The organism is Acinetobacter sp. ANC 5045 (assembly GCF_004331005.1).
GTDB classification, from domain to species: domain Bacteria; phylum Pseudomonadota; class Gammaproteobacteria; order Pseudomonadales; family Moraxellaceae; genus Acinetobacter; species Acinetobacter towneri.
In genome coordinates this window covers 351,654-370,591 of the sequence record NZ_SJNS01000001.1, presented here as the reverse complement: position 1 = coordinate 370,591, position 18,938 = coordinate 351,654, and the positions used below count along the sequence as shown (strand labels likewise).

21 protein-coding genes and 4 tRNA genes are annotated in these 18,938 nt (G+C 42.3%); 4 read left to right on the top strand and 21 right to left on the bottom strand.

What is annotated here, in order from left to right:
• Nucleotide 1 precedes the first annotated feature (1 nt).
• From E0H79_RS01920 to rpoD, 4 genes are all read right to left on the bottom strand, one after another.
• A complete protein-coding gene (locus E0H79_RS01920) occupies nucleotides 2-535 on the bottom strand; it encodes a hypothetical protein (protein WP_026438100.1) in 534 nt (177 codons plus the stop codon).
• A gap of 75 nt (nucleotides 536-610) precedes the next feature.
• On the bottom strand, nucleotides 611-1,267 hold the full coding sequence (gene lipB / locus E0H79_RS01915) for a lipoyl(octanoyl) transferase LipB (protein ID WP_131260686.1): 657 nt from the start codon (nucleotides 1,265-1,267) through the stop codon (nucleotides 611-613).
• Nucleotides 1,268-1,419: 152 nt separating this feature from the next.
• Nucleotides 1,420-1,713, bottom strand: a complete 294-nt coding sequence (locus E0H79_RS01910; RefSeq protein ID WP_019837061.1) for a YbeD family protein — start codon at nucleotides 1,711-1,713, stop codon at nucleotides 1,420-1,422.
• Nucleotides 1,714-1,826: 113 nt separating this feature from the next.
• Nucleotides 1,827-3,713 carry an RNA polymerase sigma factor RpoD gene (rpoD, locus tag E0H79_RS01905; protein WP_004972247.1) on the bottom strand — a complete coding sequence of 629 codons (1,887 nt, stop codon included), beginning with the start codon at nucleotides 3,711-3,713 and terminating at the stop codon, nucleotides 1,827-1,829.
• Nucleotides 3,714-4,086: 373 nt separating this feature from the next.
• Between rpoD and E0H79_RS01900 the strand changes: the two genes are divergently transcribed.
• Entirely contained in the window at nucleotides 4,087-4,296 is a 210-nt protein-coding gene (locus E0H79_RS01900) for a PA3496 family putative envelope integrity protein (RefSeq protein ID WP_004972246.1), read from the top strand.
• A gap of 68 nt (nucleotides 4,297-4,364) precedes the next feature.
• Nucleotides 4,365-4,889, top strand: coding sequence for a YecA family protein (locus tag E0H79_RS01895; RefSeq protein WP_131260685.1), 525 nt, complete (start codon nucleotides 4,365-4,367; stop codon nucleotides 4,887-4,889).
• A 105-nt stretch (nucleotides 4,890-4,994) separates the two neighbouring features.
• Here E0H79_RS01895 and E0H79_RS01890 read toward each other — a convergent pair whose 3' ends face one another.
• The 5 genes from E0H79_RS01890 to E0H79_RS01870 form a co-directional block, all read right to left on the bottom strand.
• Nucleotides 4,995-5,537: a hypothetical protein gene (locus E0H79_RS01890; protein ID WP_131260684.1), complete on the bottom strand. Its 543-nt coding sequence runs from the start codon at nucleotides 5,535-5,537 to the stop codon at nucleotides 4,995-4,997.
• A 225-nt stretch (nucleotides 5,538-5,762) separates the two neighbouring features.
• Nucleotides 5,763-6,179 carry an ABZJ_00895 family protein gene (locus tag E0H79_RS01885; protein WP_004972241.1) on the bottom strand — a complete coding sequence of 139 codons (417 nt, stop codon included), beginning with the start codon at nucleotides 6,177-6,179 and terminating at the stop codon, nucleotides 5,763-5,765.
• A 48-nt stretch (nucleotides 6,180-6,227) separates the two neighbouring features.
• A complete protein-coding gene (locus E0H79_RS01880; RefSeq protein ID WP_004972240.1) occupies nucleotides 6,228-6,842 on the bottom strand; it encodes a DedA family protein in 615 nt (204 codons plus the stop codon).
• A 75-nt stretch (nucleotides 6,843-6,917) separates the two neighbouring features.
• On the bottom strand, nucleotides 6,918-7,205 hold the full coding sequence (locus tag E0H79_RS01875; protein ID WP_096901025.1) for a hypothetical protein: 288 nt from the start codon (nucleotides 7,203-7,205) through the stop codon (nucleotides 6,918-6,920).
• A 342-nt stretch (nucleotides 7,206-7,547) separates the two neighbouring features.
• Nucleotides 7,548-8,480 carry a rhodanese-related sulfurtransferase gene (locus E0H79_RS01870; protein ID WP_104853141.1) on the bottom strand — a complete coding sequence of 311 codons (933 nt, stop codon included), beginning with the start codon at nucleotides 8,478-8,480 and terminating at the stop codon, nucleotides 7,548-7,550.
• A gap of 217 nt (nucleotides 8,481-8,697) precedes the next feature.
• Between E0H79_RS01870 and E0H79_RS01865 the strand changes: the two genes are divergently transcribed.
• Complete coding sequence (locus E0H79_RS01865) at nucleotides 8,698-9,183, top strand: DUF1289 domain-containing protein (protein ID WP_131260683.1); 486 nt, start codon at nucleotides 8,698-8,700, stop codon at nucleotides 9,181-9,183.
• A 102-nt stretch (nucleotides 9,184-9,285) separates the two neighbouring features.
• Here the strand turns inward: E0H79_RS01865 and panD are convergent, their stop codons facing one another.
• From panD to E0H79_RS01810, 11 genes are all read right to left on the bottom strand, one after another.
• Nucleotides 9,286-9,666, bottom strand: a complete 381-nt coding sequence (panD, locus tag E0H79_RS01860; RefSeq protein WP_004972232.1) for an aspartate 1-decarboxylase — start codon at nucleotides 9,664-9,666, stop codon at nucleotides 9,286-9,288.
• A gap of 146 nt (nucleotides 9,667-9,812) precedes the next feature.
• Nucleotides 9,813-10,394 carry an aminoacyl-tRNA hydrolase gene (gene pth / locus E0H79_RS01855; protein ID WP_004972230.1) on the bottom strand — a complete coding sequence of 194 codons (582 nt, stop codon included), beginning with the start codon at nucleotides 10,392-10,394 and terminating at the stop codon, nucleotides 9,813-9,815.
• A gap of 18 nt (nucleotides 10,395-10,412) precedes the next feature.
• Entirely contained in the window at nucleotides 10,413-10,709 is a 297-nt protein-coding gene (gene rplY, locus E0H79_RS01850; RefSeq protein WP_004972228.1) for a 50S ribosomal protein L25, read from the bottom strand.
• A 101-nt stretch (nucleotides 10,710-10,810) separates the two neighbouring features.
• Nucleotides 10,811-11,764 (bottom strand): ribose-phosphate pyrophosphokinase, encoded by a 954-nt coding sequence (locus E0H79_RS01845; RefSeq protein ID WP_004972226.1) that lies wholly within the window; start codon nucleotides 11,762-11,764, stop codon nucleotides 10,811-10,813.
• Nucleotides 11,765-11,800: 36 nt separating this feature from the next.
• Nucleotides 11,801-11,875, bottom strand: a tRNA-Gln gene (locus E0H79_RS01840).
• A gap of 93 nt (nucleotides 11,876-11,968) precedes the next feature.
• Nucleotides 11,969-12,043: transfer RNA gene (locus E0H79_RS01835), tRNA-Gln, on the bottom strand.
• A 19-nt stretch (nucleotides 12,044-12,062) separates the two neighbouring features.
• A tRNA-Gln gene (locus E0H79_RS01830) sits at nucleotides 12,063-12,137 on the bottom strand.
• Between the two features lie 27 nt (nucleotides 12,138-12,164).
• Nucleotides 12,165-12,239 (bottom strand) — tRNA-Gln (locus E0H79_RS01825).
• The gene (gene ispE / locus E0H79_RS01820) at nucleotides 12,238-13,068 is read right to left on the bottom strand and encodes a 4-(cytidine 5'-diphospho)-2-C-methyl-D-erythritol kinase (RefSeq protein ID WP_131260682.1); all 831 of its coding nucleotides are present in this window, start codon (nucleotides 13,066-13,068) and stop codon (nucleotides 12,238-12,240) included. The genes E0H79_RS01825 and ispE overlap by 2 nt, the downstream gene beginning before the upstream one ends.
• Nucleotides 13,069-13,087: 19 nt before the next feature.
• On the bottom strand, nucleotides 13,088-13,666 hold the full coding sequence (gene lolB / locus E0H79_RS01815) for a lipoprotein insertase outer membrane protein LolB (protein WP_131260681.1): 579 nt from the start codon (nucleotides 13,664-13,666) through the stop codon (nucleotides 13,088-13,090).
• 7 nt (nucleotides 13,667-13,673) lie between these two features.
• Nucleotides 13,674-15,386, bottom strand: a complete 1,713-nt coding sequence (locus E0H79_RS01810; RefSeq protein ID WP_131260680.1) for a tetratricopeptide repeat protein — start codon at nucleotides 15,384-15,386, stop codon at nucleotides 13,674-13,676.
• Nucleotides 15,387-15,464: 78 nt separating this feature from the next.
• Here E0H79_RS01810 and hemA point away from each other — a divergent pair, with 78 nt between their 5' ends.
• Nucleotides 15,465-16,739, top strand: a complete 1,275-nt coding sequence (gene hemA / locus E0H79_RS01805) for a glutamyl-tRNA reductase (RefSeq protein WP_131260679.1) — start codon at nucleotides 15,465-15,467, stop codon at nucleotides 16,737-16,739.
• Between the two features lie 63 nt (nucleotides 16,740-16,802).
• Here the strand turns inward: hemA and E0H79_RS01800 are convergent, their stop codons facing one another.
• Entirely contained in the window at nucleotides 16,803-18,758 is a 1,956-nt protein-coding gene (locus E0H79_RS01800; RefSeq protein ID WP_131260678.1) for a DNA primase, read from the bottom strand.
• Nucleotides 18,759-18,938 lie beyond the last annotated feature (180 nt).

Below are 18,938 nucleotides of genomic sequence, written 5' to 3'. Positions count from 1 at the left end.
GTTATGCACTCCGTTTGAAATAAGATTGGGCAACTTTTAGATAGATATTGGCTGCACCTGATAGTTTTTCTTTTAAGCTGAGTTCAGTCGGATATTGTTTTACCGCCAGTTCTGCCAGTAATTTAGGCAAGATCAGTGCTTCCATTTTATTCAGGCAACGTACCAAGCGAATTGCATAAGACACATCACCATCAGCAATCATGCGGTCATGCGCAAAGGCCTGTGCGGTACTTTCCTGAAATGAAAACACTAAAAATGCATGATTTAAGTGTTTGAAGGTAATGGTTAAATCGGGTTTTTGTGCCGTATTCTGTAACAGTTCTAATTGATGATCTGCAGTGACTTTGGCAACAAAGGCTGGACCATTCGGAAAAACTTTCATAGACAACACAAAGTTGCTGGGGAATTTTGCAACTTCCTGTTTAATTTCTTCATCGACCTGACTTGCCATGACTAAACCTCTGCCAATCACATCCATCATGAGTTTGACATAGGCCAGTTGCAAAGCGGGTTTCACAGATTTAGTTGAAATCACGCGCTGAATCCCTGTGTTATAAATCATTATTTAGAGTAAATACTCTATTTTATTTCTTATTGAAAAGAAAGCCATTTATACGTGAATGACTTGAACGTCATTAAAGTAACCGCTGTTTTGTAAAGTTTCAATGATATCTGCGCAGAAGTTTTCAAAATGTGGATAGTCATTGACTAAATCCATCACACGTACCATTTCCAAACCTGCATAGCCGCAAGGGTTGATACTTTGAAAACCAGTCAAGTCACAATCAATATTGAGGGCTAAACCGTGATAACTACGGCCTTTACGAATTTTAAAACCGAGTGAGCCAATTTTTCGTTCATTGACATATACCCCTGGTGCATCTGCTTTGGCATAGGCTTCAATACCGTATTTTTTAAGCAGCTCAATCATCAAGTTTTCAGCATAAGATACCAAAGTACGGACATTCCAGCCTAAACGGTTCAGGTCAAACATGAAGTAGGCGACCAATTGGCCTGGGCCATGCCATGTGACTTGACCACCACGATCAGTCTGTACCACAGGAATATCTGTCGCCATTAAAATATGTTCGGCTTTGCCTGCTTGCCCTTGGGTCAGTACATTCGGATGTTGCAAAATCCAGAGTTGGTCAGGGCTGTCTGCATCACGTTGTTCAGTCCACTCTTTCATTTCCTGAAAGCGTGCTTGATAGTCAGTCAGGTCATGATATTGACGAATAATCAGGTTTGGCCGTTGTGCAGTATCCACAGTGATGCAGTCCTATCCATAAAAGCAAGAAATTGATTTTATTATACGAAAATGTGGCGGTAGTAGGGGATTTGTGGATTGAATAAGATTTTGTCGGTACAGAAACAAAAAACACGCCCGAAAGCGTGTTATTTGAAAATCAATCTACAAAATTACAATGCAGTTTTAATCAGTGGGCAAGCTGCCAAATCTGCATAAATGGCATGCACTTGTTCCAATTCTTCAAAACGCAATTGTGCTGTAATTGAATGATACTTGCCTGTGCGTGATGGGGTAATGCTGATGCTTTGTGCATCAAACTCAGGGAAGTGCTTCACTAAAATTTCAACCACAGCAATACGCAGTTCATCACCCGCGTCACCAATGAGTTTAATTGGGTAATCCATTGGAAACACCCAAAGATGCTCTTGTAGTTCACGAGATGGGGTACGGTTGAATAACGTCATAAGCGTGTGTCTCTATCTCTATATCAAACGCCTGCATAGGGCAGGCGTTTTTTGTCTTGTTGAATAAATGAGGCTGAATTTAAAAATTTCAATAGCTCATTTATGCAGCAATCTTAGTCATTTTCCAAGAACGAGCGTAAGTGTTCAGAACGAGAAGGGTGACGAAGTTTACGTAAGGCTTTGGCTTCAATCTGACGGATACGTTCACGGGTCACATCAAACTGCTTCCCAACTTCTTCCAAAGTATGATCGGTTGGCATATCAATACCAAAACGCATTTTCAGAACTTTGGCTTCACGTTCAGTCAAGTTTTCAAGCACTTCACGGGTCGCTTCTTTTAAGCCTTCAGAGGTTGCCGCATCAACAGGTGAGGTGATGTTGCTGTCCTCAATGAAGTCACCCAAATGTGAATCTTCATCATCACCAATTGGCGTTTCCATAGAAATCGGCTCTTTGGCAATTTTCAGAACTTTACGAACTTTAACTTCATCCATTTCCAAGCGTTCGCCTAATTCTTCTGGAGTCGGTTCACGACCCATTTCCTGAAGCAATTGACGCGATACACGGTTGATCTTGTTAATGGTTTCGATCATGTGTACTGGAATACGAATGGTACGCGCTTGGTCGGCAATAGAACGGGTAATCGCCTGACGAATCCACCATGTTGCATAAGTCGAGAACTTATAACCACGACGGTATTCGAACTTGTCTACCGCTTTCATCAAGCCGATGTTACCTTCCTGAATCAAGTCTAGGAATTGTAAACCACGGTTGGTGTATTTTTTTGCAATCGAAATAACCAGACGCAAGTTGGCTTCAACCATTTCTTTCTTCGCACGACGGGCTTTGGCTTCGCCTACTGCCATACGCTTAGAAATTTCTTTGATGCCTTTAACATCTAAGCCTAACTCTTTTTCAATGTCGGCAATTTTTTGTTGGAACGCCAAAATATCTGGACGTACTTTTTCCAAATAGCCTTTTTGGTCGGCAGGTGCTTTGGCAATGTGCTCGTCTAACCAAGCAAAGTTAGATTCCTGACCTGGGAATGAGGTACGGAATTGAGTACGATCCATACGACCACGACGCACCGCATAACGCATCACTTCACGTTCAGCAGTACGAATTTGTTCATGTGTACCACGAATCATTTCCGAAATAATATCGAATAAACGTGGCGTAAATTTAAACATCATGAATACAGTCGCTAAAGCTTCTAAAGCCTCTTGAGCTTCGGCACTTTCACGACCATGTTTTTCAATGGCAGCAATTTTTGCAAGATAAGCCTGTTCCAATTCACCAAAACGCATTCTTGCAATTTCTGGGTCTGGACCTGAATCTGCTTCAGATTCTTCTTCGGCTTCAGCTTCTTCTTCCTCATCGTCATCATCAAGTTTGACGTCTTTGGTTGGTTTGTTGCTGGTGTCTTCTTCTTTGTCTAAATCGGCTTCGTCTTCTAAAACTTCTGGAATTTCTTCATCGGTTTCAGGGTCTAAATAACCTGATAAAATATCGGCAAGGCGACGTTCGCCTGCTTCATAATCTTTATATTCTTGCAGTACCACTTGCACTGCGTTTGGCCAGTAGGCAATCGAGTGAAGTACATCGCGAATCCCTTCTTCAATACGTTTCGCAATGCTAATTTCACCTTCACGCGTTAACAGCTCAACCGTACCCATTTCACGCATATACATACGCACAGGGTCTGTGGTGCGACCAGGCTCATTTTCTACAGAGGCAAGTACCGCTGCAGCTTCTTCTTCAGCAACTTCGTCGGCAGCTTCCGCATTATCCTCGAACATTGCATCATCAGATTCAGGCGCACGTTCATGCACAGGAATACCGACGTCTTGAAGCATTTGAATAATGTCTTCAATCTGCTCGCTTTCTGTGATTGAGTCCGGGAGATGATCGTTAACCTCAGCGTAAGTTAGGTAACCTTGCTCTTTGCCTCGGCTAATCAGAGCCGCTACTTGCGAAGTAGGGGAATTCATATCGCTCATCTTTGCTTACTCTTCGTTGAATCTGTGGCAGTGAAAAACCGTGCATGATAGCACAATTCGCTTTAAATAGGGGGTGAATTGATCAATCAAGCATGATTTTAAAATGATGTTTGAATGAAGAATGTGATAGGAATATGGGGCTTCATTACTGTTTTTCAAGTCAATTTCCTTTTTGCCCGCAAAATATTTTTATGATTGGGGCGAATCTCAAATAATGATACTAACTTGTTCATAAATACACAAATTTGCCGCAATGTTGCAAGCTGTCTATGTTGCAGTTTTTTGAAAAAAATAAATAAAACTTGACAATATTTATAAAGGCAGATAAATAGCGGCTAGACCCTTCACATTTTTTCATTCTGAGGTAGTTTTAGTGTCTTCTACAGATTTTGAACTAGATGATAACTACGGTGATGATGATGTTAATTTCGATGAGGCATCAAACAAAATAAGCGCGAAAGAATCTTTAGAAAAGCGCCGTTTGATTGATGATTTACTCGCACAACGTCGTTTGGAACGTGAGCTCAAAGATTTTGATTATGATTTTGACGATGACGACGATTTTGACGATGAAGATGACTAAAATCAGGTACTGTATCTGGCATTGAAAATGCTATGCTACACCCCTAAATTGACACCGATGGATTTGAAATGACTGCTTTAGATTTAGACCTGTTAAGTGAATATCTAGATGGTGACCAAAACGAGTATGGTCTAGACTTCGCTGCAACGCATGGTTTCTTGTGTGCCATTGCAGTTGGACCTCAATTTGACCCATGGTTAAATGAATTGTTTGAAGGCAACCAAAAGAAAGTGCCTGCTGAAATTATTGCGCAAATTCAGGCTTGGTTAGAAAGCATTCGCCAAAGTTTAGCCAATGAAGAAGGCATTGAGTTTCCATTTGAAATTGAAGAAGCAGAAGTTGATTCAAGTTTGGGTGATTGGAGCGTTGGCTTTGTCGATGCGATGTTCTTAAACGAAGAAGCATGGTTTACGCCTGAATTTGAAGAGCAATTGGTTGATTTAACTTTGCCAATGATGGTGTTTAGCGGCATTGATGAAGAAAATCCACAAATGGAATCTTTCCGTCGCAATGGTCAGTTAATGGACGAAATTGCAGAAGAAATTCCTGAAAACCTGAATGAATTATATTTGATGTACCACACGCCTGATTAATGGCTTGGTTTACATATTGTGTAATATGTAATCCTCATAAAAAAAACGCACTGCGCAAATCGCAGTGCGTTTTTTATTATGGCGCTTCAATGATCATGTTACCAATTAGCGTGTCGCACGATCCCAAGCATCTTTGACAGCAAATTTAGCTTGTTCCCACGTTAAGCGTGAACTGCCTTTAATTTGCCCCCATTTGCTTCTTAGATCGGGCTCAACATCTTCGAAACGTGTGTGCGTATCATAATGTGGGCGGTTTTCATAACCAATGCGATAGGCATTTTGATAGTCACGATCATAATCTAAATCATGATAATGGTTGCGTGTTTCTGTAAAGTAGGTTGTATTTAAGCTATTGGTACGCCAGTAAGCTTCTTCTTCGGTAGGGTTCACAACTTCTGCTGCACCTTTACCTGCCAAACCACCCACTACAGCGCCTACAGCACCACCGACCACAGCACCTACTGGACCACCCAGCGCACCTACTGTTGCACCAGTAGCCGCACCGCCAACAGCACCTAAACCAGTACCGACAGGGTGTGCACCAGGTTCTCCTGTAATTGGATCGGCATTTAAGCGATCACGTTCTTCTTTTGGTAAGTTCTTAACCACATCACGGTCAATTTTTTCATTGCGTTCAAAATCTGACATTCGAATCACCTTTTTATCTTTGTATGCGTTATAGCGTTCCTATATTCATAAATCGCTATGAATAGGCTTAATCTACGCTGCTACAATGTAGGCTTATAGCCTATTCAGAATGCATTTCAGTTACAGCGCATGTCAGACGTAAATTTATGTGTGATATATCAGCCTGATGTTGATTTTAAGTGTTTGATGTTGCGGTTCAGTGTGAAATACGTACTTTAGGTAAGCTTATAAGTACTTTTTTTGATAATAACGGTTCGCATACCAACCATAGGCAACATGAAAAACTGCACCATGAATCGCAATCAAACACAGCATCACCACCGCAGCCAGTGCTAGTCCTGCTTTATCTGCAGCTTTTAAAATGGCTTCTGCATTCGGATTCATCAGCACCAAGAAAAACACAAAGAAGCTACCAATAATAATTGCCACCGCACTTGAGCCCCAAACCAGTTGAATTTTTTCATCACTGCTCGGTAAGCGTTGTTCTTTTTTGACAAAATGTCCTGCGCTAATGAATGCTGCGGCAATTAATGCAGGGAGCAAGGTCAAGCCACCTAAGTTCAGACCAAAAATCAATACGGTAATGAGTAAGACCAGCGTAATACTGTAAACCGCAGCAAAAAATAATAAATATGGTTTCATGTCTGATTTTCCCCAAAAAATTGATTCAATTGCGCAGCAACACAAGCATTAGTCACGCATTTTACGGCGATGCCTACGGTATAAAATAATTGCGATGACTAAGAGCACCAAGCCTATAATGACATGGCTGACCTGACTGAAAATTTGCTGCATCAATTGTTGGTTTTCACCAAAATAATAACCCACGCAAGCTAAAAAAGTGGTCCAAATAATTGTGCCTAAACCACTATAAAACATAAATTTCCAAAATGGCATGTGGCTCATGCCTGCAGGAATACTGATGAGAGAACGAATAGCGGGAATCATGCGCCCAAAAAATACAATCCGATGTCCATATTGTTCAAACCAATGCAGGGAGTTTCGGACGTCTTGTTCTTTAATCCATAGATATTTACCGTAGCGATTGACCCAGTGGTAAATACTTTCATGTTTGCAGCGATAACCTACCCAATATAACACTGCCGCTGCGAACAACGAGCCGATACAGCCTGCAATGATGACACCCAATAGCAGTAATTGCCCTTGCGATGCAGAATAGCCTGCAGAGGGCATAATAATTTCAGAAGGAACGGGTGGAAAAACATTATCCAGAAACATTAACAGGGCAATACCAAGGTAGCCCAGTTGTTCCATAATGGAAATAATCCATTCAGTTAAGTTCATGCAGGTTGTGCTTTAGAAAAGTGCTTCTATCCTAAGCAGTATTGGACGAACAGTAAAGTCTTGCGCAATTTAGACTTAATCAAGCTCTGCATGGGTCAGGGTATAGATATATACACGTCTTAAGCTATATGCCACAAGTATAGGAATGGCACAGAGCAGGGCGTAATTCAAGAAATGCGCTTGTAGATGATAGCCAACAAATGCCGCAATAATACCGCCTAAAATTGCACCTAAAGCCACAATAAAAGTATGAGATTCATGTTCCAAACCATCTTGCATTGTTGCGCTATGCGTAGCAGTCACAGATTTTACAGGCGTAAAACGTAGTGTGTGCATTGAATTTGAAATTGTTGTTTTAGGCATAGCGTCACTCCTGATTGCGGCATATAAATTTAGGAATACATAACGATCCTTGAATTTTGGGTTATGGGAGATGTTGAGTTTGTGCTGAACATCTGCACCAATATAGCCACAGATTTTGTGGCTTATTTTGATTGAATGCTATCACCCAATCTGGGGATATTGCGCAATGCTTGGTAAACAAGCGTTGTATTTTTATGTTCTATGTAATCTTGCGTGAAGCATATATGTAGACATAAAAAATCCCCATACTGGATGAGGACTTTTTCAATATGATTAGAGTGGTCGATACAACATCAACATGGCTTTTGTTAGACCTTGTTGATGTGTATGAGCCTGTACGGATTACAGACGTTTACGTTTAGCTGCGGCAATTTGTGATTGGCGCATACGGAAACCTTCTTTTTGTTTCTCACTGGTTTTATCAATACAGTACACACAAGATACACCGTGTTCATAGCTTGGTAATTCAACTTCTTCAGGCAGTAATGGCCAACCGCAAGCATGACATTTGGTGTTTTGACCTTCTTGCATACCATGTGTCACCGCAGTACGGCCATCAAATACGAAACATTCACCTTCCCATAAGCTTTCATCTGCTGGTGTTTCTTCTAAGTATTTAAGTACGCCACCTTTTAAGTGATAAACCTCAGTAAAACCTTCTTGCAACAATAACGAGGTCGATTTCTCACAACGAATCCCGCCTGTGCAGAACATCGCAATTTTTTTATCTTTATGCTGTTCTAGGTTTTGTTTCACATATTCTGGAAATTCACGGAACGTTTCAGTTTTCGGGTCAATTGCGCCCTTAAACGTTCCTGCTTTGTATTCATAGTCATTACGGGTATCAATCAGAATGACATCGTCACGGGCAATCAGTTCATTCCATTCTTTCGGGTCTAGGTAGTGACCGACTAAATCACGTGGTTTTACTTCTACACCCAAAGTCACAATTTCTTTTTTCAGCTTGATTTTCATTTTACGGAATGGCTTTTCAGAGCTGTGCGACTCTTTGTATTCCATTGTAGTAAAGCCTTCATTCAACAGAAATTGGTGAACTTGATCAATCGCGGCACGATCACCCGCTACAGTTCCATTAATGCCTTCACCTGCCACAATAAGAGTACCGCAAAGGTTGATTGAATTTACCAAATCTAATAAGCGTTGTTGAAGATCGGCAGGATCTGCAACTTCTTTGAATTGATAAAGTGCGGCAACAACCCAAGTCGTGGTCGCTGGCTGTTCTACAGGTGCAAGCTGTTCTACAGTAGCGTTCATGGAGTACTCCAATAGATGAAAGACAAAAATTTAAGGCGCATATTCTAACCTGCTTTGTGTGAATATGCGAGAAAACCGAGTGCGGTACATGGTTTTAAAGCACGACACAACATTTTAAAAATGTAGCAGAACGGGGTATGATGCCACTCGTTTCAAAGAAGAATGTTGTGTTCATGTTGATGCGCCAACAGGTGTTGTTAAATATTGGAGTGTTGTGTTGAGTAAGGATCGTCAAATTGCCACTTTAACCCCGTGTGCAGGTCGTTGTTCTACGGTGTTTGGTGATGCTGTCTGTCGAGGTTGCCGTCGCTTTAACCATGAAGTGATTCAATGGAACAGTTATACGCCTGAACAACACACTGCCGTTTGGCGTCGTTTAGATGCACAGCTTGATCAGATTTTAGTGCCTATGTTGCCTTTTGCTGACTTGCGTCATGTCGAAGGGTTTATCCGCTCTAAGCGTGTGCGTTTACGCGATGATGCTTCAAAAGGGCGTAAGCTGTATCACGCACTGAAAATTTGTGAAAAAAATCGACATTTTACCGATGAAAGCGGCTTGGGCATTCACTACAAAGAAGTGCGACCTCTGTGGCAGGAATTTGAGCGTCGCGTGTTGGCACTTGCAACTGCAAGTTATGATTTTGCATTTTTAAGAGCTGATGGTATCAGCCATAGCTTATTGCATAGCTTGCACGATGACTAATTTGTAAGTCTTGCTATGGGGTCTGTAAAGAGTAGATGACTTTATTGAGCCATAAAAAAAACTCGCAAAATCTGCGAGTTTTTTATTTTGTACAGGAGTGGCTTAAGCCACTTGTACAGGAATACAGTTTGCAGTGTGGCTCACGGTATTGTCTGGGTTTGCATAGACCAAACGTGGTTCGTGTGCATTGGCTTCTGCTTCAGTGAAGTCACCAAAGGTTGCGATAATAATAATATCGCCTACATCGGCTTGGTGTGCAGCACCACCATTGACTGAAATGATGCCTGAGTTGTCTTCACCACGAATTGCATAAGTTGTGAAGCGCTTACCATTGGTCACGTTCCATACGTGGATTTCTTCATATTCACGAATGCCAGCCAAATCCATGAGTGTTCCGTCAATTGCACATGAACCTTCGTAGTGAAGTTCTGCATGAGTTACAAAAGCACGGTGGATTTTGCATTTTAATAAACGAGATAGCATGGTGAGCGTCTCCTTAGTGGACCTAAGATTTTATCTTATGGTTGAATTCAAACACTGCTTGATGGATGTCAGTTCCGAGCAGAAAGCGCATTTTGCTCTGAAAATTGCGACATGGCAAGTGTGATTGTTCAACAATTGTGGATTCATCAGTTCGGTTTATAGGCATTGATTTGATTCATGGCTTGTTGTACTTCGCCATTGACCAGTAACTTGATACGACCTAATGCATGTGCAAGTGCATCATCCATTAAAGTTTGCTCGCTACTTGGTGCTTTGCTCAGTACATGACCAGACACGCGTTCTTTTGAACCTGGATGCCCAATACCAATGCGTAAACGATGGAAGTTTGGACCTGTGTGCGGCACGATGTCACGTAAACCATTATGTCCACCATGACCACCACCCGTTTTTAGGCGAATGATCCCTGGGTTCATATCCAGTTCATCATGAGCAATCAGCATTGCTTCAGGTGCAATTTGATAGAATTTGGCGAAGGGAACAACACTTTGACCAGAACGATTCATAAAGGTTGTGGGTAATAACAGACGAACGTCTTGACCTTCGATATTACCACGTCCGCTGATCCCGTGAAATTTAGGATCGGCTTTTAATGTAATGCCATATTGATCTGCAAGGCGTTCTACAAACCAGAAGCCTGCATTATGGCGGGTTTGGGCATACTCTTTACCAGGGTTGCCCAAACCAACAATCAGTGAAATATTAGCCACTAATTATACCATGAACACTTATGCGCGTTTGAAGTCAGCGTGCATAGGTGTGTTTTTAGCAGGGTGACGTTGTAACGCTTGGATTTTCACGTTTTCAACTTTGTCGCCTACTTTGATTTCTACAACTTCTTCAAAGAAAGCATTGCTTTCTAAAGCTTTTACAAGCTCACGAAGTTCTAAAGTGATTGTTACAGGCTCAGCGTCGCCACCATAAATGATAGCTGGAACTAATGCAGCGTGACGAAGGCGGCGGCTCGCACCTTTCCCTTGGTTAGCTGCTTCACGCGCTTGAGCGTTTAATACGAAGTTTGCCATGATAGACATCCTTATTTTGAGTTTAAATAAACTAGATCTGCGACCAATCTAGTGATAGAAAACCCTGCCAAGTGGCAGGGCTTTGAAAATTTAGCGCTCTATTATAGATAAGAATCGAACATTGCGCTAATAGATTCTTCGTTGTTAATACGGCGAATTGTTTCTGCAACCATACTTGCTACAGATACTTGGCGAATTTTACCAAGTGCTTGAGCTTCTTCTGAAAGAGGAATGGTGTCTGTAACAACCAGTTCATCAATCACAGAATTTTTCAGGTTTTCAATCGCTTTGCCTGAAAGTACAGGGTGGGTAGCATAAGCAACAACGCGGCGAGCACCAAAAGTTTTAAGTGCATCGGCAGCTTTGCATAATGTACCTGCAGTATCCACCATGTCATCTACAATGACACAGTCACGATCTTTTACATCACCAATCAAATGCATCACTTGTGATTCATTCGCTTTTTGACGACGTTTATCGATAATTGCAAGATCGATATCACCCATTTGTTTTGCAACAGCGCGCGCACGAACCACACCACCAACGTCTGGTGAAACTACCATGAGATTGTCGTGTGACTGTTGACGCAGGTCAGCCAATAGCGCAGGCGTACCATAAATGTTGTCTACAGGGATGTCGAAGAAACCTTGAATTTGGTCTGCGTGCAAGTCAATCATCACTACACGGTCAATCCCTACAGTGGTGAGCATATCTGCAACCACTTTAGCGGTAATTGGAACACGTGTAGAACGAGGACGACGGTCTTGGCGGGCATAACCGAAGTAAGGAATAACGGCAGTAATACGACCTGCACTTGCACGACGCAACGCGTCAGCCATCACCAAGATTTCCATGAGGTTGTCATTGGTTGGCGCACAAGTAGGTTGTACGATAAATACGTCTTTACCACGGACATTCTCGGTAATCTCTACAGCAATCTCACCATCAGAGAAGGTAGAAACTGATGCAGCACCTAAAGGAATGTGCAAGTGGCTTACGACTTTTTGAGCGAATTGTGGATGCGCGGTTCCACTAAAAACGACAAGATTGGGCATGAAGCACCCTTGGCGGTTGGTGTATGTAAGAATAGATGGCAGGGGTAGCTGGATTCGAACCAACGGATGCCGATATCAAAAACCGGTGCCTTACCACTTGGCGATACCCCTAATGCGGCAGAACTTTAATATTTTTACTGCGTTCTGTCAAGGTAAATTAACAGGATAGCGGTAATATTGGGGGTTCTGTCTAATGCGAGAAAATGGCAGGGGTAGCTGGATTCGAACCAACGGATGCCGATATCAAAAACCGGTGCCTTACCACTTGGCGATACCCCTAGATTTGATCACTGTAAGATGGCAGGGGTAGCTGGATTCGAACCAACGGATGCCGATATCAAAAACCGGTGCCTTACCACTTGGCGATACCCCTAATACAGTAATCTACAGGTGAAAGAGATGGCAGGGGTAGCTGGATTCGAACCAACGGATGCCGATATCAAAAACCGGTGCCTTACCACTTGGCGATACCCCTATTGTACTGTGAAATGTCGTAATGGAGATTCATCTAAGCTGTTCACAACGTACGCAGTACATGGTGAGTGTGCCAAAATGTCGTCTACATTCATTTCTGCAGTCACTTCAGTAAAGACACAAGCACCTGTACCTGTAAGCTTTGCTTGACCAAATTGGTCTAAATAACGCATTGCTTCATCAACTTCGGGGTATAAATTTCGTGCCACAGGCTCAAAATTATTTCCAAAGTCAGATGGCTTTATCTGATAGCCGCAGAATTTAGTGGGCTTCGTGTTTCTTGTCAATGTTTTTTGTGAAAAAAGTAGTTGAGTGCTGATAAAACAGTCAGGTTTTAACACAATATATTGTTTTGGGGCTAAGTCTATGAATGTTAACTGTTCACCAATGCCTTCTGCCCATGCATTACGACCATGCACAAAGATCGGTACATCTGCTCCGAGCTGTAAACCAAGTTCAGCTAGTTTTTGAGTATCCAAGCCACATTGCCAAAGTTGATTGACTACAATTAAGGTGGTTGCGGCATTGGATGAACCTCCGCCAAGCCCTGCACCCATAGGGATGTGCTTCTCAATTTTAATATTTAAACCTGTGGCTTGTTTCGCGTAGGGTTTTAAAATTTGCGTGGCTTTGTAAATCAGGTTTTGCTCTAAATTGACACTGTTTAAACCCTGAATTTGAATGCTTTGAGTATCATTGACTTCAAATTCTAGCCAGTCGTATAAATCAATCAGTTGAAAAATAGTCTGCAATTCATGGTAGCCGTTGTCACGACGCCCAGTAATGTGCAAAAACAGATTTAATTTGGCAGGTGAGGGTACACGAATCATGGCGAAACTTGGCAAGTGATTAACGATTTTGGATGAGCATTGTAATATGGTTTTCTTGCCCTGATTCAAGTGCTTGTTTCAAAATCAGACGGTTTGGCAAACTGGCACTGTCGTTATAGCTCAAATCGACCGTCCAACCATCTTCAATAAATTGAGTCGGGCGCTGTTGGGGGTCTTTTTGAATTTGGGCATTGACCGTTGCAGGTCGGGCTTGTACCCAATCGACCAAGTGGGTGATGGGCGCTTGCCAACCTGTGGCTTGTTCTAACAGTTCTTCAGGACTTTCGGCATAAATTATCCCTGTTTTGGCACTGTTGAGGGTGACTTGTCCTGGTTGTCCGCTAATTTGCGTTTTACCAACGCCCAAAATGCCGCTCAGTTCAATATCAAACTGCTGTTGCTGCTGTACCCAAGTAAAAAAGGCACTGCCAGATTGCTGCGGAGTGCGCACACCAATTTTGCCTTGTAGGTTAAATTGATTTTCGGCTTCAACTTGCTGTGAAATGTTGGCTGGTTTTTGTACGAAAGGCTGACAACCTGTCAGTACAAGGCTACTGGTGGCAAAAAGGGTTAATCCTAATTTTGAAAATAAACGCATGAATCTTTTAACTCTTTTTAACTGGCTGCGGTAACAATAGCGAATTTAATTGTTGCAATTGCGGATCATTCGGATGATTTTGTTGTAATTGTTGTAACACTTGGCTGAATTTTTGAATATCGCCTTGCATATACAACGATTTTGCATAACGTGAGCCAATCGCGGCACTATGACTCAGGGCGTAAGCTTTTTCTAAAGCTTGTGCCGAAGCGGTGTAGTCATTTTGCAAATAGCTGACATAACCTAAAGTATCTAAAATAGAGGCCTGTTCAGGTGCAAACACAAGTGCTTGTTCTACATAGCGACGTGCTTCATCCAAACGGCGATTTTGCAGTGCAAGGGTATAGGCGTAGGCATTTAAATAGGTTGGGCTGTTCGGCTCAATTTCCAGTAACTTGGTGAGCAGTTGATCCAGTTTGTCTTTTTCCTGATGTGCATCGAGCAGTAAGACTTCTGAATAGATCAGGTCAGGATCATCGGGCAGGTTTTTGATGGCTTCATCTAACAAACGCAGAGCTGCTTTTTTATTGTCCATGCGTTTTAAAATATCGGCCTGTGCCTGATATAAAAAACTGGCATGCTGCGGATAGTTGACCCGTTCCTGCGTTAAAAAGCGCAGGGCATCGTTCAGTTTATCTTGCTGGGCAAAAATACTGATCATGTTGCGACGTGAAACCGTATAAAGGCTACCATCTACCAAACGATAATAGGCTTTGGCTGTTTCAAAGTGCTGTTTACGTTCGGCATTGACTGCCAAATAGAAATAGGCTTCGTTTTGATATTGGGCTGAATAGCGCAACTCTACTAAATATTTTTCGGCTTTTTCGTATTGTTTCAAGTCAATACTGGTCAAACCTGCAATAAATAAGGCTTCATCTTCCGTAGGCCATTTTTTTAAAATAGCTTCTAGCTTTGTTAGCGCCAAAGTTGCTTCATTTTTTTTGACCAAATATTTGGCTTCGGCTAAACGGACTTCAAAATTATTTTTGTGTTTACGGCTGGATTTTGCATACCAAGCTGCCGTTTCTTCTTCATTGCCAAGTACGCTCAACAAATTGGCTTTCATTAAAATATAGCCAGTGACTTTCGGGCGTTTGCGCAACGCTCTGTTAATGGTGTCGAGCGCGGCTTGATATTGTCCATTTTGCGCTTTTAAACCTGCAATCAATACCAAAATAGATGGATTGTCTTTGGCTTTGCTGGTGCGCAGGGCTTGAATCAGAAATTCACGGTCTTCTACAGATTCAGGGGAAATTCCCGCCAAAATTTGTTCTAAGTCAGCCGTGGCATCAATATTTAGAATTTTATCTAAGGTTTCTGCAGCCAAGTCATATTCATGCGCTTTGAGTGCAATGTGCGCCAAATAAAACAGTGCAGGGACATCGGATGGTTCTTGTACCACCCAATGTGTTGCAATATCTAATGCGGCACGTAGGTCATTTTGTTCAATGGCAATATTCAGGGCGCGTTGTTTAATGGAAGTCGAATTGTTCTTAATTGCCAAGACCGTGTAGTTGTGTAATGCAGTTGGAATATCGCCATAAGCCAAGGCAAATTCTGCCACCATGGTTTGTTTTACCGCATTATAATTTGAATTTGCATGATAAATTTCTTCAGATGCTCTAAGATGAGCAACTGAAGCCATGCTACCGACCAGTAAGAATGTGGTAGAATATTGCTTAATTGTCGCGCCGTATGGTCGGCTATTTGTTTGACGCAATTTTTCTTGATCCAAGTAATGCTTTTTATGACACCGTTATTGCACAATAGCATAAATTTAGCGAAATGATGATCTGATATGTCTTTCTTTGCATTGGGTGTCAACCATCAAACCGCCTCTGTAGAGTTGCGCGAGCAAATTGCATTTAACCCAGAAAAGTTAAGTGCCTTACTTGCTGAGCAAAGCCAACATCCCGAACTGAATGATTTGGTGGTGGTGTCTACCTGCAACCGTACCGAAGTCTACGCCATGTCTGAACATCCAGAACAGGTGTTGGATTGGCTTGCACACGTCAATGGTATTGATGCGAAGCAATTGAGTCGTCATGTTTATCGTTATGAAAATGCACAGGCGGTGTCGCATTTAATGCGCGTAGCCAGTGGGCTAGATTCACTCATGTTGGGTGAGCCGCAAATTTTAGGTCAGGTCAAAACTGCGCTGTCTTTAGCCAAAGACTCACATACGGTTTCGCAACAACTCAACCGAATTTTTGAATATGCGTTTTATGCTGCCAAACGGGTACGTTCAGAAACTGCCGTAGGCAGCCATGCTGTGTCGATGGGTTATGCGGTAGCGCAACTGGCGTTACAAGTATTTAGCCATCCTGAAAAACTAACAGTGATGGTGGTGGCTGCAGGCGAAATGAATAGCCTTGTGGCGAAGCATTTGGCCGAGATGGGCGTCGCTAAAATTTTAATTTGTAACCGTACCCGCGCTCGTGCCGAAGCTTTGGCACAAGAAATTGCGCATCGGGTTGAAGTTGAAATTATTGAATTTGATCAGTTAGCGGCCAATTTACACCGCGCTGATGTAATTTCAAGCTGTACGGGTAGTTTGCATCAGGTGATTGCTTATCCTGAAGTAAAAGCAGCGTTAAAGAAACGTCGCTATCAGCAAATGTTGTTGGTCGATTTGGCCGTACCACGTGATATTGATCCTAAAATTGAAAATTTGGATGGCGTGTATTTGTACGGGGTCGATGACCTGCAAAGCGTGATTGATGAAAACTTGGCGCAGCGTCGTCAGGCGGCTGTGGAAGCAGAGCTAATGGTCAATCAGCTTGTGACTGAGTTGGTGACCCATCAAAAAGTTCAGCAAGCAGGTGCGACCATTCATGCTTACCGTGAACATGGCGAAAGCTTGCGTCAGGAAGAATTAAATTTGGCGATGGCGCGTATTGCCAAAGGTGAAGATGCTGCACAGGTTCTGCAGGAATTTTCCTATCGTTTAACCCAAAAACTGCTGCATCCAACTTCTATTTTATTGCGTGAAGCAGCCAAAGGTGATGAGCCTGAATGTTTTGAGTTTATGCAGGAAAATTTAGCAGCGACTGCCAAACATCGTCGCAAATAAGCAAGATTAACGTGATTCACAAAAAAGATTTTTGATGATACAAACTTAATCTAATCAGATCGCTTATTCCTCTAACAAGGTCAGCGATCTTTTTTTATCAATTTCATAAATTTGATGTTTCAAGCGCTTCATTTCTTCAATGCTGCTGAATTTTTTGGAGCGAATTTTTTGCTGTAAGCAGTCGTATTGCAATTTGGTCGAAAAATCCTGCGCCAATTTATCGACGTGTTCAGGAGAAGTCGTGTAATCACTGACATTGGCTTGTTGTAAAATGCGCTGTAATTCATAGTGATACGCTGAGCATGCACCCAAAATATAATATTTGGCTTGTTCAGGATCATCGGGTAGATCATCAAAAATAGTATTTAAAATATTTAAGATTTGGTGTAGCAGATGATCATTTGGAATCAGCGCACGTAACGGTTCAAAGTGAATATACAAATACGGGTGATTGATTAGAATCGCAATCACATATTCTTCGGCATCGACTTTGGTGCTAAAACTCAAAGATGCATCGTTATTGGTCTGTGCCTGCCATTTACGGTTAAAGCCTAACTTTTCACGGAAAAACTGTTGCAGCAAATAGCGATAAGAACCCGTTTTGGGCAAAAGTTCGGTCAACTGCCGCAGTTCACCCATGACCTGACTTTTGCCTTCAGGGGTACTGATATTATGGTTTTGGGTGAGATGCGCAAAGACAAAATCTGATAGCAAAGGTGCTTGATCTAATAAACGTCGGAAATTTTCGATGCCTTCACGACGAATAAGTGAGTCAGGGTCGTGCTCATTGGGTAAAACAAAGAACTTCAGTTCACGTCCATCATTGAGCAAAGGCAGTGCAATTTCCAGTGTACGACGTGCGGCTTTTTGACCTGCGGCATCGCCATCAAACGCGATGGTAATGCGGTTGTTTTGGCGGAATAGAATGTTTAAATGATCGGTATTACTGGCTGTACCGAGTGTCGCTACAGCACCATGAATGCCGTATTGCTGCAAGGCAATCACATCCATATAGCCTTCGACCATTAAATAATCTTGGGCTTTTTGTTTGCGTCCTTCATATAAACCATAGAGCAATTGGTTTTTATGAAACACTTCCGAATCGGGCGAGTTGATGTATTTGGGTTTGATTTCATCATTAAGTGCGCGACCACCAAAGCCGACCACACGTCCTTTGCTGTCACGGATTGGAAAAATCACCCGATCACGTAATAAATCGAAGTCACGTCCCTTGTCACTGGTACGAATTAAGCCTAGCAGTTTTAAACCTGCAATGTCTTGCGGAAAGGCTTTTTCTAAATGCTGCCAATCTTCGGGTGCGTAACCCAAGCGCCAAAACTGCAAGGTTTGTGCGGTTAAACCACGTTTTTGAAAATACTGTTGCGCGGCAGGGCTGTGCGGCAATTGCTGCTCATAATATTGCGCTATATTTTCTAGCAAGTCGTATAAGTTGCCTTCTTGTGCAGGTGTGTCCTGCATGGTGTCCCATTGCTCAAAACCTGCAAACGGGTCGGCATTGTTTTGAAATTCCGAGTTTGCGTATTCAGCACTTTGAAACTCGGCAAAAGGATCAAAGTCGATGCCAGAAGCTTCAAAAGTATGTTCGCTTGATGTGGTTTGAGCTGCAGAAGTTTCATTCTGGTCTTTTGCTGTTGGTTTGGGTTGAGCTATCGGTGTTGGCTTTTTGGCTTCACGTTTATAAGAGAGTTTTTTATTGTCGTGCTGATCTTTTGGGAGTTCGATGCCTGTTTGACTGGCCAAGTCTTTCATGACATCTACAAAATTGCGGTTATCAATATCCATTAAAAAACGGATGGCGTTACCATTTGCCTGACAGCCAAAGCAATGATAATACTGCTTGTCACGGTAAACGTGAAAAGACGGGGTTTTTTCCTGATGGAACGGGCAGCAGCCCGAATAGGTACGACCAGTTTTTTTTAATTTCACGCGCTGACTAATCAGATCGACAATATCAGTGCGATCTAAAATTTGATCAATCGTGTGCTGTGGAATGGCCATACGGTTTTGTCTGTTATCTCTTGGTAGTGAAAGGTTCGCCGAACAGGTTGAATACATCAGACTGTGCTGATTGACTCAATGAGTATTCTCTTTTGTATCTTTTTCTAGGACAGGAAACAAGCCCATAAAAGAACAAAGGGCAAGTATCATAACTTGCCCTTTGCATTTTTCAAAACTGAA